The sequence below is a fragment of the Citrobacter sp. Cpo065 genome (assembly GCF_030332805.1).
Lineage (GTDB): Bacteria > Pseudomonadota > Gammaproteobacteria > Enterobacterales > Enterobacteriaceae > Citrobacter > Citrobacter portucalensis.
Map to the genome: position 1 here is coordinate 289,615 of NZ_JAOWHC010000029.1, position 14,910 is coordinate 304,524.

Here is a 14,910-nt window from a genome sequence, read left to right on the forward strand (position 1 = left end):
TCAGGCGGACGGGGCCGGTTTCCATAATGTTCTGTTTACCGCATGGCGCCATTCCTGCCATCTTTTTTGCAACCGATGATGGCGATCCATATCGGGTTGAAATGTGCTATGTACGGTTAAAAAAGCTTTTAAATCAGTCAGTGAGCCAGGGTAAAGCGCTTTACGCGCCAGTAATGCCGCGCCAATGGCGGAAAGTTCTGGCACATCGCTACGCATAACCGGATAACCAAGCAAGTCTGCCTGGTATTGCATTAGCCAGTCGTTTTTGGTGGGGCCACCGTCAACCATTAATGCAGTTAACTTGAAATCATCGTGCTGCTGCATGGCAACTACAACATCGGCGATTTGATAGGTAATCGACTCAAGTGCGGCACGAATGAGATGTGCTCGTTTAACTCCCCGACTGAGTCCGCAGATGACTCCACGGGCACTATCATCCCACCACGGTGCGCCAAGCCCGGTCAGTGCTGGCACAAAATAAACGCCGAGGGTTGAATCAACGGAGGCGGGAAGGGTGTTGAGTTCGTAGGTCAGTTCGGCATCCGAAAGTTCGCTCAGACCCGTACTGTCTGCCATCCATGCCACCGCATCACCCGTGTGCGGGATATTGCCTTCCAGTCCGTATATGATGCTGTTTCCATCGTGCCAGGCGATGGTGGTAGCCAGTGCGTCAATATCACATTGGGCTGATTTGACCGGCGCCATCACCGATGACCCGGTACCGTAAGTTGCTTTAACGCATCCCATTTCGCCAAGAGCATGGCCAAACAGAGCGGCATGTGAGTCACCCACCATCGACATCACAGGAATGCCGTCTGGGATGCCATTGAGTCCACGAGTATGACCAAATAATCCACTGGAGGGTTTTATTTCCGGTAAGGCGGCGCGCGGAATGTGGAAGAGTGCCAGCATGGCTTCATCCCACTCTCCAGAGTGCAGGTTTAGCAACTGTGTGCGGGCGGCATTGGAATAGTCACAGCAGAAGGCTTCACCAGCGGTTAAATTCCATAGCAACCAACTGTCGATCGTTCCCAGGCAAATTTGTCCCTGCGCAGCCAGCTGTGGGCCATCGGTCACGGATTCCAGTAGCCAGCGCATTTTTGATGCGGAGAAAAGTGGTGCGATTGGCAGTCCAGTGGTTGATTTTATTAGTTGTTCTTTATTTTCATGCCGCAGTTCCTCGCAGTAAGCCGCACTGCGCGTACATTGCCAGGTGATTGCGGAATTTAGCGGTCTGCCAGTCTGGCGATACCAGCCTATGGCGGTTTCACGCTGATTACTGATAGCCAGTGCTGCGACGTTTTCAGCACCAACATGATTCACAGCTTTGGCAATGACACCAATAGAAGCATCAATCAACACCTCGCCAGATTGTTCAACCCAGCCATCCCGAGGGGTCTGAATCGCCAGTGGCTGAGAAAACTTTGCCACCACATTGCCCTGTGCATCAAGCGCAACCGCTTTGGCGTTAGTTGTGCCTTCATCCAGCGCAATGATGAACTCTTTCTTCGCTGCACACATAGATTATCTCCTGAGTCACATTGCGTCCCGGTTTGGAGGATAAAGCCCCCTCATTGTCGCGTCATTACTACATCAGGCCTGGCTGTGACATCGTTTTTCAATTATTGAATATATATTCGATAGTGATTATTTATTTAATACCTTAGCCACAATCTTTCCGTTGGGCTACAGAAAAAATCATCAATTGTGCTGAGAATCACACTTACACAGACGGGACAATAACAGAAAGAAGAGTAAATTAAGGCGAGGTGAAACCTTTCAGTCTATTGAAATATATGGATTTTAGTCACAGCCTTTGCTTTTTATCTTTCGTGCAAAGGCTATCAGCGAATTGAGGATCAGGAGGTGACCAGCATGCGGGCCGTAGGATAGTCGGTAATGAGCACGTCGATATAACCTCCGTTCAACGCCCCTTTAATTGCCGCGACTTTGTCTGTACCGCCAGCAAGCGCCACGACATTCGGGCATTTTTTTACCTTGTCCAGGGCCATGCCAATCACTGGATCTTCGTCATCTTGCAATACCGGCTGGCCCTTGTTGTCGTAGTAATGCAGGCAAATGTCTCCGACCGCGCCGCGATCTGCCAGTACCTGCAACATATCTTCGTGGTAGTAGTTGCCTGATGTTTTCAGCAATTGGGACGGTTCGAGGATCCCAACGCCAACAATGGCGATGTCTACATTATCAAAGCGTGAAATCACATCGGCGACATCTTTGCTGGCAACGAGACGGTTTTTCTCTTCAACCGAGCCTTCGATACTCTGCGAAGGAAGCAGCCAGGCTTCACAATTCAGATGTTGTGCCAGCGTCTGCGTCAGAATTGTGGCCTGTACGTTGCCGTTGGGACCCACGCCGCCCAACAATTGAATTACGCCGCCGGCCTTCAGGTTCTGCGTATGGACTTCATCCACCATAGCTCGGATAGTCGAACTCCATGAGGAAACGCCCACCAGATCTTTGGGGCGCAGCCTGGTTTCCAGATAGTGGGCTGCGGCAGAACCAATGGCGCGTTTGATGGTGTGGTCGCTGGCATCCTCTTCGGTATCAACCACAATGGCCTGCTTAATGCCGTAACGTTCCTCGATCCCTTTTTCAAGATTCAGGAAGATATTTGAGGGCTGGACAACGCTGATTTTCACCACCCCTTCTTTCTGACAGCGGGTGATGGCGCGGGAGATAAACGACTGAGAAAGCGAGAGAAGTTGAGCAATATCGGACTGTTTGCGTCCTTCAAGATAGTAAAGGGTAGCGATTTTAACCAATAGCCGTTGTTCGTCCTGCTTAGCCATATATTTCCTCGAAAATCATTTACGTACCGCCATTATCTTAATGCGTTTTATCATACGCGAAAATTGAAGACAGGTAAGTGTGATAAAGCTCTAACTTTAACCAATCCTCCAAAACAGCTATGGACAAATACGAAAATTAGGTTGCATAATTGAATAAAGAATCATTTGTGAATATATATTCATGGTGGTTACAGGTCAACTTATTATTACCAGCGTCAGTGTGGTCGCGGTAAGGAGGCAGAATGTTCCTGAGTATGATACAACGGCGTAAGCCTGAAGATGTGACGTATGGGAAATTCTGGTTTTTTTAGTCCCATGCGGAATAAATATTCCATATTGAAAATAAATTCAGAGGTGCTAAATGAATCCCTGGAACTATGATATCCAGACTCTTGAGCGCAAAGCGCGGGCGGTTCGCCGTCACATTGTTAGATTAAATGCTAACAGCCCTGCGGGTGGGCATACTGGTGCGGACTTGTCTCAAGTTGAGCTGTTGACGGCACTCTATTTTCGTATACTCAATGTCGCTCCGGAGCGTATCGCTGATGAGGCTCGGGATATCTACATCCAGTCTAAAGGTCACGCGGTAGGCTGTTACTACTGCGTTCTGGCGGAGGCGGGTTTTTTTCCCGTTGACTGGCTGGAAACCTATCAACATGCCAATTCCCATCTTCCCGGACACCCGGTGCGCCAGAAAACGCCGGGTATTGAGCTGAATACCGGTGCTCTGGGCCACGGTTTACCTGTTGCGGTGGGACTGGCTCTGGCTGCGAAGAAAAGTAACAGTTCACGCCGCATCTTTTTAATCACAGGCGATGGCGAACTGGCCGAAGGAAGTAACTGGGAAGCGGCGCTGGCTGCTGCTCATTATGGCCTCGATAACCTGATCATTATTAATGACAAGAACAATCTTCAATTAGCCGGACCGACTCGCGAAATCATGAATACCGATCCGCTTGCCGCAAAATGGCAGGCATTTGGTATGACGGTGACTGAGTGTCAGGGGAATGATATGGCGTCGGTTGTCGCCACGCTGGAAGGACTTAAGCAGGATGGCAAACCTAACGTCATCATTGCCAATACCACGAAAGGCGCGGGTATATCTTTTATCCAGGGGCGCCCTGAATGGCACCATCGGGTGCCAAAAGGTGAAGAGATCGAACTGGCTCTGGAGGAATTAAAAGATGAGTAATGCAGAACACCTCGCGAACGTCATGGTTCAGGCGTTCATTGATGCAGTGGAACAAGGTGTTGACCTGGTGCCGGTCGTAGCGGACTCGACATCAACCGCGAAAATTGCTCCTTTTATAAAGCAGTTTCCCGGTCGCCTGGTCAACGTAGGTATTGCCGAACAAAGCATGGTTGGAACGGCGGCAGGACTTGCACTTGGCGGTAAGGTCGCCGTCACCTGTAACGCTGCGCCATTTCTTATCTCCCGTGCCAATGAGCAAATTAAAGTTGATGTTTGCTACAACAATACCAATGTGAAGCTATTCGGTCTTAATGCCGGTGCCAGCTATGGCCCGCTGGCGAGCACTCACCATTCGATCGATGATATTGCCATTATGCGAGGCTTCGGCAATATCCAGATTTTCGCCCCATCTTCGCCACGAGAGTGCCGACAGATTATCGATTATGCGATTGGCTATCAGGGACCGGTATATATTCGTCTTGATGGAAAAGCTCTGCCGGAACTTCATGACGAGAGTTACCGTTTTGTTCCGGGGGCGGTGTTGACGCTGCGTGAGGGGGAGCATGTGGCGCTGGTGGCAACGGGCTCGACAGTTCATGAAATTGTTGATGCCGCCGCGCTGTTGGCTGACGCGGGAATTCAGGCGAAGGTGGTCAGTGTGCCTTCAATTCGCCCCTGCGATACCAAAGCCCTGTTATCTGCGTTACAAGGCTGTAAAGCGGTGATTACCGTGGAAGAGCATAATATTAATGGCGGGTTGGGAAGCCTGGTGGCCGAAGTGCTGGCAGAGGCCGGAATGGGGGCAATTTTGAAGCGTTTAGGCATCCCGGATGGGGAGTACGCGGCGGCGGCGGATCGAGGCTGGTTACGCCAGCACCATGGCTTTGACGCCGCAGCCATCGCGGCTCTGGCCCGCGAACTGCTTTGAATTCTATATTGTTGCCAGTGTGATTACAGCGTTGTCCGAAAAACGCCATTGCACACGATACGTTTGGTGGTGCGCGCGGAGGATCATCTGGTTATGCTGTAACACCACGATTTGATATTGCGTAAACCCGACGTCTGCTTGTCTTGATGTCCGGGTTGCTTTAAAAGCGCTCTCTTTGGCGGAAAACGCCAGGGTGAGCGCCTGTTCAATAGACAAGCCGCTGTTTGCCAACAATTCTTTCTCAGCATGAGTGACAATGCTACTTGCCAGTTCGGTTGCCGTTTGTGGCGTAAAAATGGCTTCTATGTCAATACCCACCGGCTGTCTTGATACCACCGCCAGCGCAGTTGATGCGCTATGGCTGATACTGCCAAACAGCCCCTGCGGCCATACCGGTTGGCGTTGTGTACCGATGCCGGGTACCGTTTTAAGGCCAAATTCGCGCAAAGCGTGTACTGCGGCGATCCGCCCTGCTAAGTGTTCAGCTTTACGCTTGCGTCCGCTGGACAGAAGCTGGGCGTGGTGGGGGAGCCAGAGCAGATCGTGGTCATGGCAGCTGGCGGGATCAAACTCGACAAAATGCAGCGCGTGGTCGGCGAAGGGAAGCGATGTGTGTGTTGTACGCATGGTTGTGTATCGTTTCCCTCTCCCCGTCGCGAGGAGAGGGAACAACGCTATCAGAAGTGGGTGTTAACGCTCATATACCACGTACGACCCGGTTCGTTATAGGTGTACGCGCCAGCGCCCGCCATATAATAGCCAGTCTTGTTGTCGCTGGTGGTCTGGGCATTACCTTCACGCCACAGACGTTTGTCGAAGACGTTATCCACGCCGCCGGTCAGGCTGACGTTTTTCGTCACATCCCAGGTCGCGCTCAGGCCGACGATGCTGTACGGACTCACTTCCTGGGCTGAACTGCCGGTTACTGGTTTACCCTGGTAATCATATTTCTTCGGCTGCTGTTTGCCGTACCAGGTAAAGGTGGATTGCAGTGACAAATCTTCACGCGCCTGCCAGCTCAGCGTTGAGTTCAGCGTGTATTCAGGAATAATCGACAAGCGTTCGCCGGTCTCTTTATTCTTACTTTGCAGCATGTAAGTGATGTTGTTGGTCCAGGTAACGGTTTCGCTAACCGGTACGTTCAACGTCCCTTCCAGGCCTTCTACCACAGCTTTAGGTACGTTTTCCCACTGATAGATATCGGTGTAGGTTGTTGTTTCTTTACCCGTAGTCGGGTTTTTCTGGGTAATTGACGTTCTGCTTAGCGGTACAGTCCCCGCTTCGATCTTGTTACGGTAATCGTTGCGGAACCAGGTTACGCCGGCCAGCCAACCGTCACGTTTGAACTCCAGACCAATCTCTTTGTTGATACTGGTTTCGGCCTTCAGGTCATCGTTGCCCATCATGTAGCAACCAATGCCCGTCGCAGAACCGGTGGCATAGCAACCCTGGCCTTTGCTGTACAGAATATAGTTCGGGTTAGTCTGGTACAGGCTAGGTGCTTTATAGGCCCGTGCGATACCCATTTTCAGCGTAAAGTCGTCGCCCAGACCTTGGGACAGGTTCAGGGACGGGCTCCAGTTGTCGCCAACGACGCTGTGGTGGTCGAAGCGCAGACCCGGCGTCAACATGGTGCTGTCGGTCAGCTCCATGTTGTTTTCAGCAAACAGGGAGAAAATTTCAGCCTGTGAATATGGGCTACGATCGGTGCTGCTGGCACCAGGTATGTTCCCGCCCATAAAGGTCTGGGTATTGGAACTCATGTCTTTCATACGCTGCTGGTTCCATTCGGTACCGAGCGTCAGGTTCTGGTTAACTAACAGGTCGAATGGAATGCTAATTTCGCTGTGCAGGGTGACATCCGCCAGGTCAGTGTCGGTAAATTGATTACTGTTAAATAACCCTTCAAGGCCACCTGCAAGACCTTCACCCAAACGGGAGTTACGGGTGTGTTCGTATTGCGCCCAGTTGCTGGTGGTAATGCCGTTGTCCCAGCCGCCGTTCCACGTCAGCGCATAGTTCTGGCGGTACATACGGTTGGTTTCTTTACCGTAGTATTTTTTCACCAGTCCGTTGGTTTTGTTATCGTTGTTGGTGTTTTGAGTGTCACCCGCATACAGGTTGCCCTGACGGCTGTAGCCGGCTTCAAACTCCAGCGATTGCATTGGGGCAAAATCCCAACGCAGCAGGCCGTTGATATCTTTGTTTTTAACCCCTTCACGACCCGCAGGCATCGTATCTGCGTAATCGCCCGTACGTGTTGACTGGTGACCGTCGTTAATGTCCCAGGCATCGGCCTGGGTTTTGTCGAGGTTACCGTTCAGGCGGAAGCTGAAATCTCCGCCCAGCGGTCCATTCAGACTAAAGTTGGTACGCTTGGTTGAACCTTCTTCTTTGTGTTCCGGGGCGTTGAAATAGGTATTCCAGGAACCATGCCACTCATCGCCGCCTTTCTTGGTGATGATGTTCACCACACCGCCAGCTGCGCCATTGCCATAGCGTGCTGCGGCAGGACCGCGCAGCACTTCAATACGTTCAATCATTTCCGGAGCAACCCAGGCGGTATCGCCACGAGTATCACGCTCGCCGCGCCAGCCCTGACGCACGGAGTTACGGCTGGTAACCGGTTTACCGTCGATCAAAATCAGAGTGTTTTCTGGCCCCATGCCGCGAATATCGATCTGGCGGTTGTTGCCGCGCTGACCGCTGGTTGAGTTACCGGTCAGGTTAACGCCAGGCATGGTACGGATGATTTCCGACACATCGCGAGCGGGAGGGTTCTTACGAATTTCATCAGCGGTAATGGTTGAAACGCCCGGCGCCTGCAGGTTCTGCTGGGCGGCGGTAACGACGATGGTGTCTTCATGAGAGACAGCGACGCTATCGGTTTGATCTTCTGCCATTGCTGGCAGGGCTACCCCGTAAATCCCTAAATTGACCAATAAGGCCAGTGAATGAATCTTGTTGTTCATTGTATGTCCTGCTGTTCTTTTAGCCACGAGTACCAATGTGCCGTGGTGCGGCATTTGGCCTGATGTCGCCCGCATCTGCGTAAACTATCCATTCCAGAAAAAGTACGCAGCGCCAGGTCGGTTTATAAGTGGTGAAAAACTGTACGCGCTTCCCACAGCGCGACAATACGCTATTGCAAATGCAAATAGTTATCAATAATATTATCAATATATTTCACGCTAGATCATAAAATTTCACAATAAACATGGGGTTATGGCTGTGACGACGTTAAAGATGGGAAGCGAGGCGTGGTGGCAGTCGAAAAAAGGCCCGGAGTGGGAGCGTGAAGATAACGGAAATTATCGGGTAACCTTCTGGTGGCGTGACCCGCAGGGAACGGAAAATGAGTCAGCCATTCATCGCGTTTGGGTTTATATCACCGGCGTCACCGACCACCATCAAAATGCCACCCCTCAGTCGATGCGACGCATTGATGGAACAAATGTTTGGTGCTGGAGTGTTTCCCTCAGCGCTAACTGGCGTGGCAGTTACTGTTTTATCCCAACAGAGCGCAACGATATCTTCTCCTCGCTGGCGGCGGATGCTGCGCCTGACCGAAGCATACTGCGTGAAGGCTGGCGGCAATTGCTGCCACAGGCCATTGCTGATCCCCTTAATCCGCAGAGCTGGCGGGGCGGTCGTGGCCACGCGGTGTCTGCGCTGGAAATGCCGGAGGCACCCGTACAGCCAGGATGGGATCGACCTGAACCCCCAAAATCCCCCGCAGTGTGCCTGCAATGGCATAGCGCCAGGCTCGGCAATACGCGTCGCGTATGGGTGTTTACCGCCGGTGATGCTCAACCCGAAACGCGTCCGTTGGCTATCCTGCTGGACGGACAGTTTTGGGCACAGAGTATGCCGGTCTGGCCTGCGTTGACTTCACTCACGCATCGCGGACACCTTCCTTCTGCCGTTTATCTCCTGATTGATGCCATTGATACGGCTCACCGCAGCCATGAGCTACCGTGTAATGCGGATTTTTGGTTGGCGGTGCAGGAGGAGCTATTACCACTGGTGAAGACAACGACCGCGTTTAGTGACGATCCGCAGCGCACCGTGGTGGCTGGGCAAAGTTTTGGCGGGTTGTCATCGCTGTATGCCGGGCTGAACTGGCCCGCGCGCTTTGGCTGTGTGCTTAGCCAGTCGGGCTCTTACTGGTGGCCGCATCGTGGTGGTCATCAGGACGGGGCGATCGTCGAGCAACTGAAGACCGGGACCGTCAGCGCTCAGGGGCTGCGTATTGTCCTGGAAGCGGGGATCCGCGAGCCCATTATTTATCGCGCTAATCAGGCGCTATATGCCCAGTTACCTTCTGCACCACAGTCTATTTTCTGGCGTCAGGTTGATGGCGGACACGATGCGCTTTGCTGGCGCGGCGGTCTGATGCAAGGGCTAATGACGCTCTGGCAACCGCTTACCGACACGATTTAACCGGACGATGTTCCACGACAGGAGTTGAGTATGGAATTCAGTAACCCCTTCGATAATCCGCAGGGCCAGTTTTACATTCTGCAAAATCCCCAGCGTCAGTTTAGCCTTTGGCCGCAGCAGTGCTCGCTTCCTGCTGGCTGGCAAATTGCTTGCGAACCCCAATCCCAGGAAGCCTGCCAACAATGGCTGGAAGCAAACTGGACCACGCTTACGACCGCGAACTACGTCGATGTGCAGGAGGCTCCATGACTCAGCGTTTACCGTTAGTGGCGGCTCAGCCGGGGATCTGGATGGCGGAAAAACTCTCCACATTGCCCTCGGCGTGGAGCGTGGCGCACTACGTAGAGTTAACTGGCGAACTGGACGCGTCGTTGCTGGCGAAAGCCGTTGTGGCGGGCCTGGAGCAGGCCGATACCCTGCGGATGCGGTTTAGCGAAGATAACGGTGAGATCTGGCAATGGGTGGATTCTGCGCTCGCCTTTGCGCAACCTGAAATTATCGACCTGCGCGCAAAATCAAATCCACATGAGGCGGCGCGTGCGTTGATGCAGGCAGACCTGCAGCAGGACATACGTGCTGATGGCAATAAACCGCTGGTTTTTCACCTGCTTATACAGGTGGGAGAAAAGCGTTGGTATTGGTATCAGCGTTACCATCATTTGCTGGTCGATGGCTTCAGTTTTCCGGCCATTACCCGCCAGATAGCCGCAATTTATCGCGCATGGCTACACGGCGAGCCTACGCCAGACTCGCCTTTTACGCCGTTCGACGAGGTGGTGGAAGAGTATCAACAGTACCGTCAAAGCGATGCCTGGCAACGCGACGGCGCTTTCTGGAGCGAGCAGCGAAAGCAACTCCCGCCTCCTGCCTCGCTGTCGAACAATCCGTTGCCGGGACGATCGGCCAGCGCGGATATTATTCGTATGAAGTTAACCGCGCCTGAAGGGGCGTTTCGTCGGCTTGCGGCACGTATGCCTGACGTTCAGCGTGCGGATCTGGCCCTCGCGCTGGTGGCATTGTGGCTGGGACGTTTATGCAGCCGAATGGATTATGCCGCCGGGTTTATCTTTATGCGGCGCATGGGGTCGGCGGCGTTGACCTCCACTGGACCGGTTTTAAACGTACTGCCATTTGGTGTGAGGCTGGATGCGGCAGAAAGCTTGCCTGCACTTGCACAACGACTGGCCGGACAGTTGAAGAAAATGCGTCGGCATCAACGTTATGATGCCGAACAAATCGTTCGCGACAGCGGGCGTGCAGCCGGTGCCGAGCCGCTGTTTGGCCCGGTGCTGAACGTGAAAATATTCGACTATCAGCTGAATATTCCCTGCGTTCAGGCGCAAACCCACACGCTGGCGACAGGACCGGTGAACGATCTTGAGCTGGCGTTATTCCCGGATGAAAACGGTGGGCTGAGTATTGAAATTCTGGCCAATAAACAGCGCTACGATGCAGAAACGCTGGCGCAGCATGCCTCGCGTTTAATCGGGCTTATCGAGCAGTTTGCCGACAATCCGGCGCTATGCTGCGGCGACGCCGGGATGCTGTTGCCAACAGAACATGAGCGGCTGGCGAAGATTAATGACACCACCGTCGAGATCCCGTCCACTACGCTGAGCGCGCTGGTGGCACAGCAGGCCGATAAAACGCCGGATGCCTCGGCGTTGGCCGATGCCCGCTATCAGTTTAGCTATCGCGAAATGCGCCAGCAGGTCGTGGCACTGGCGAGCCTTTTGCGTGCACGCGGCGTCAAGCCTGGCGACAGCGTCGCCGTGGCATTACCGCGTTCCGTGTTCCTGACGCTGGCGCTGCACGGTATCGTTGAAGCCGGTGCAGCCTGGCTGCCGTTGGATACCGGATACCCGGACGATCGCCTGCGGATGATGCTCGAAGACGCGAAGCCAAAATTGTTGATCGCGACCAATGAGCAACTGGCGCGCTTTAGCGATATTCCTGGGCTGGAAAGTCTGTGCTATGACTCGCCCCTGCCAGCAGAAGATGCTGATTCGCTGGCACTATCTCAGCCCAATCATACTGCCTATATCATTTTTACTTCCGGTTCTACCGGTAGACCAAAAGGGGTGATGGTTGGGCAAACCGCCATCGTTAACCGTCTGCTGTGGATGCAAAATCACTATCCGCTGACCGCAGATGATGTGGTGGCGCAAAAAACACCGTGCAGTTTTGACGTCTCGGTATGGGAGTTTTTCTGGCCGTTTATTGCCGGGGCAAAGCTGGTAATGGCAGAACCTGAGGCGCACCGCGACCCGCTGGCGATGCAGCAGTTCTTTGCCCGTTATGGGGTGACGACCACGCACTTTGTTCCCTCTATGTTGGCCGCTTTTGTCGCTTCACTGACGCCGGAAACCGCGCGGGAGAGTTGTGCCTCGCTGAAACGGGTATTTTGCAGCGGCGAAGCCTTGCCTGCAGATTTATGCCGTGAGTGGGAACGGTTAACTCATGCGCCACTGCACAATTTGTACGGACCAACGGAAGCGGCGGTTGATGTGAGCTGGTATCCGGCCTGGGGGGAAGACCTTGCTGCTGTAACCGGCAACAGCGTGCCGATTGGCTATCCGGTATGGAATACCGGTTTACGTATTCTGGATGCCATGATGCGCCCGGTGCCTTTCGGCGTGGCTGGTGACTTATATCTGACGGGGATCCAACTGGCGCAAGGTTATCTGGGCCGTCCGGATCTGACCGCAAGCCGCTTTATCGCCGATCCGTTTAACGCTGGCGAACGCATGTATCGTACCGGAGATGTGGCGCGCTGGCTGGAAAATGGCGCGGTGGAATACCTCGGGCGCAGCGATGACCAGCTTAAAATTCGCGGACAACGCATTGAGCTCGGCGAGATTGACCGGGTGATGCAGCAGTTGCCTGATGTCGAGCATGCCGTTGCCCACGCCTGCGTATTCAACCAGGCGGCGGCGACAGGCGGCGATGCGCGTCAACTGGTGGGGTATCTGGTGTCACAATCGGGTTTACCGCTGGATACGTCCGCGTTGCGGGAAAAGCTGCGTGAAAAACTGCCTGCGCATATGGTGCCGACGGTTTTGTTGCAGCTGGCGGAGCTGCCGCTTAGCGCGAACGGTAAACTGGATCGTAAAGCGCTGCCGATGCCGCAGTTGACGTCGCGTACTTCCGGGCGCGCACCGCGAGCAGGGACTGAAACCACCATCGCGCAGTCTTTTGCGGCTTTGCTGGGTTGCGAGGTTAATGACGTGGCGGCAGACTTCTTTGCGCTTGGCGGACATTCGTTGCTGGCGATGAAGCTGGCGGCACAGTTGAGCCGGGTTTTTGAGCGTCAGGTGACGCCGGGGCAGATTATGGTGGCCTCTACCGTTGAACAACTGAGTGCTCTACTGGAGAGCACTGATGATGAGCAGTCGCAACATATGGGATTTGAGGCACTGCTGCCGCTGCGTGAAAGTCACGGCCCAACGCTGTTCTGTTTCCATCCGGCGTCGGGTTTTGCCTGGCAGTTTAGCGTGCTGTCGCGATATCTCAGCCCGCAGTGGTCGATTATAGGTCTTCAGTCGCCACGACCGGATGGGCCTATGCAGACGGCAGAAAACCTCGACGCGGTATGCGAACATCATCTGGCAACGTTGCTCAGTCAACAGCCTCACGGACCTTACTATTTATTAGGTTATTCGCTGGGTGGGACGCTGGCACAGGGGATCGCCGCGCGCTTACATGCCAGAGGAGAGACCGTTGCATTCCTCGGACTGTTGGATACCTGGCCGCCGGAAACGCAAAACTGGCAAGAAAAAGAGGCCAATGGGTTGGATCCAGCGGTACTGGCGGAGATCGAGCGTGAACGCGAAGCGTTTCTGGCGGCGCAGCAGGGGAATGCGTCAGAGGCTTTATTTAACGCAATCGAAGGCAACTATGCCGATGCGGTTCGCCTGCTCACCACGGCACACAGGGTGCCGTTTGCAGGTCACGCTACGCTGTTCGTTGCTGAGCGCACGTTAGTACCGGGTGTCAGTCCTGAACGCAGCTGGTCTCCGTGGATATCCAGTCTGGATGTTTACCGCCAGGATTGCGCGCATGTTGATATTATTTCCCCTGCCTCATTTGAGGCGATAGGGCCTGTAATAAATGCACTGATTAATAAATCTGTGTAACAAGACGAATATTGCTATCGCGGTGATCAAACAATTCCATAATGTAAATAACATGTTATGGAATTGTTCTTTTTTATGCGATACAAGGTGATGAAAGGGGTGAATAAATTCCGAATATAATTTTTGGTAGGGCGACAAGCACAAAGAGTGTTTCGGATAATTCTGACTAGCTGATAGACTTCTCCCACAGGAATGTTTTTCTTTTAGGAAAGTTTTCAGGTCACGCAACATGTCATCATTAAATATAAAGCAAGATAACGTTTCGGAATTTACTGGGTATCCTCAGCCAACGGCAAACGCAAATGAAATCGATTTAGTGAATCTAATCGAAATCTTATGGCGTGCAAGAACGAAAATTATAGCGACCGTTTTCGCCTTTGCTTGTGTGGGTATTCTGGTCTCTTTTCTGCTGCCACAAAAATGGACCAGTCAGGCGATCGTGACGCCGGCGGAAGCGGTTCAATGGCAGGGATTAGAGAATACGCTGACCAAATTGCGCGTGCTGGATATGGATATTAGCGTTAGCCGTGGTGATGTGTTTAACCTGTTTATCAAAAAATTCCAGTCGCCTTCATTGTTAGAAGAATATCTGCGCTCTTCGCCTTACGTAATGGATCAATTGGAAGGTGCTGATATCGACGAAATGGAGTTGCATCAGGCAATTGTCAGGCTCAGTGAGAAAATGAAAGCGGTTGATACTAACCTGGGTAAGAAGAACGAAACTTCGCTGTATACCTCATGGACACTGAGTTTTACCGCACCTCAGGCCGAAGAAGCCCAGTCAGTGCTGAAGGGATATATCCAGTATATTTCTGCCCTTGTGGTGAAAGAAACGCTGGAAGATATTCGCAATAAATTGTCCATCAAAACCAGTTATGAAAAAGAGAGACTGGAGATGGATCGCGTCAGGCTCAAAAACCAGCTGGAAGCAAATATCCAGCGACTGAACTACTCGCTGGAGATCGCTAATGCCGCCGGGATTAAAAAGCCGGTCTACAGTAATGGCCAGGCCGTGAAGGATGACCCCGATTTCTCTATTTCACTGGGTGCTGACGGCATCGAACGTAAATTAGAAATAGAAAAATCAGTAACGGATGTTGCTGAAATTAACGGTGAATTACGTAATCGCCAATATCACGTTGAGCAGCTGTTAGCGATGAATGTGGGTGACGTAACATTTACGCCGTTTAAATATCAACTTTCACCTTCGCTGCCGGTGAAAAAAGATGGTCCGGCTAAATCGATGATCGTTATTCTGGCCGCATTACTGGGGGGAATGGTGGCGTGTGGTGGTGTTCTGTTGAACCATGCCATGATGTCGCGTAAGCAAAAAATGACGTTTATTGATCAGCAACTGGTGTGATGAATTGTCGTATGGCGGCAAGCTGGCCGCCATACTGT

10 protein-coding genes are annotated in these 14,910 nt (G+C 52.8%); 6 read left to right on the forward strand and 4 right to left on the reverse strand.

Annotation, left to right across the window (positions count from 1 at the left end):
• Both OGY68_RS07365 and OGY68_RS07370 read right to left on the reverse strand, forming a co-directional pair.
• Positions 1-1,521 (reverse strand): FGGY family carbohydrate kinase, encoded by a 1,521-nt coding sequence (locus tag OGY68_RS07365; protein WP_003831175.1) that lies wholly within the window; start codon positions 1,519-1,521, stop codon positions 1-3.
• A gap of 338 nt (positions 1,522-1,859) precedes the next feature.
• On the reverse strand, positions 1,860-2,810 hold the full coding sequence (locus OGY68_RS07370) for a sugar-binding transcriptional regulator (protein ID WP_003831176.1): 951 nt from the start codon (positions 2,808-2,810) through the stop codon (positions 1,860-1,862).
• Between the two features lie 361 nt (positions 2,811-3,171).
• On the opposite strand from OGY68_RS07370, the gene OGY68_RS07375 reads away from it, so the two are divergent.
• Complete coding sequence (locus tag OGY68_RS07375; RefSeq protein WP_003831177.1) at positions 3,172-4,002, forward strand: transketolase; 831 nt, start codon at positions 3,172-3,174, stop codon at positions 4,000-4,002.
• A complete protein-coding gene (locus OGY68_RS07380; protein WP_003831178.1) occupies positions 3,995-4,930 on the forward strand; it encodes a transketolase family protein in 936 nt (311 codons plus the stop codon). The genes OGY68_RS07375 and OGY68_RS07380 overlap by 8 nt, the downstream gene beginning before the upstream one ends.
• Positions 4,931-4,933: 3 nt before the next feature.
• Here OGY68_RS07380 and entD read toward each other — a convergent pair whose 3' ends face one another.
• Positions 4,934-5,557 (reverse strand): enterobactin synthase subunit EntD, encoded by a 624-nt coding sequence (gene entD, locus OGY68_RS07385; RefSeq protein ID WP_057066474.1) that lies wholly within the window; start codon positions 5,555-5,557, stop codon positions 4,934-4,936.
• A gap of 50 nt (positions 5,558-5,607) precedes the next feature.
• Positions 5,608-7,902, reverse strand: a complete 2,295-nt coding sequence (locus OGY68_RS07390) for a TonB-dependent siderophore receptor (protein ID WP_057066473.1) — start codon at positions 7,900-7,902, stop codon at positions 5,608-5,610.
• 253 nt (positions 7,903-8,155) lie between these two features.
• On the opposite strand from OGY68_RS07390, the gene fes reads away from it, so the two are divergent.
• The 4 genes from fes to wzz(fepE) all read left to right on the forward strand — a co-directional run bounded on the left by fes (position 8,156) and on the right by wzz(fepE) (position 14,872).
• Positions 8,156-9,373: an enterochelin esterase gene (fes, locus tag OGY68_RS07395; protein ID WP_057066472.1), complete on the forward strand. Its 1,218-nt coding sequence runs from the start codon at positions 8,156-8,158 to the stop codon at positions 9,371-9,373.
• A gap of 30 nt (positions 9,374-9,403) precedes the next feature.
• Complete coding sequence (locus OGY68_RS07400; RefSeq protein WP_032941816.1) at positions 9,404-9,622, forward strand: MbtH family protein; 219 nt, start codon at positions 9,404-9,406, stop codon at positions 9,620-9,622.
• On the forward strand, positions 9,619-13,509 hold the full coding sequence (gene entF, locus OGY68_RS07405) for an enterobactin non-ribosomal peptide synthetase EntF (protein WP_286616917.1): 3,891 nt from the start codon (positions 9,619-9,621) through the stop codon (positions 13,507-13,509). The genes OGY68_RS07400 and entF overlap by 4 nt, the downstream gene beginning before the upstream one ends.
• A 229-nt stretch (positions 13,510-13,738) precedes the next feature.
• Positions 13,739-14,872 carry an LPS O-antigen length regulator Wzz(fepE) gene (gene wzz(fepE) / locus OGY68_RS07410; protein WP_057066470.1) on the forward strand — a complete coding sequence of 378 codons (1,134 nt, stop codon included), beginning with the start codon at positions 13,739-13,741 and terminating at the stop codon, positions 14,870-14,872.
• Positions 14,873-14,910: the final 38 nt, after the last annotated feature.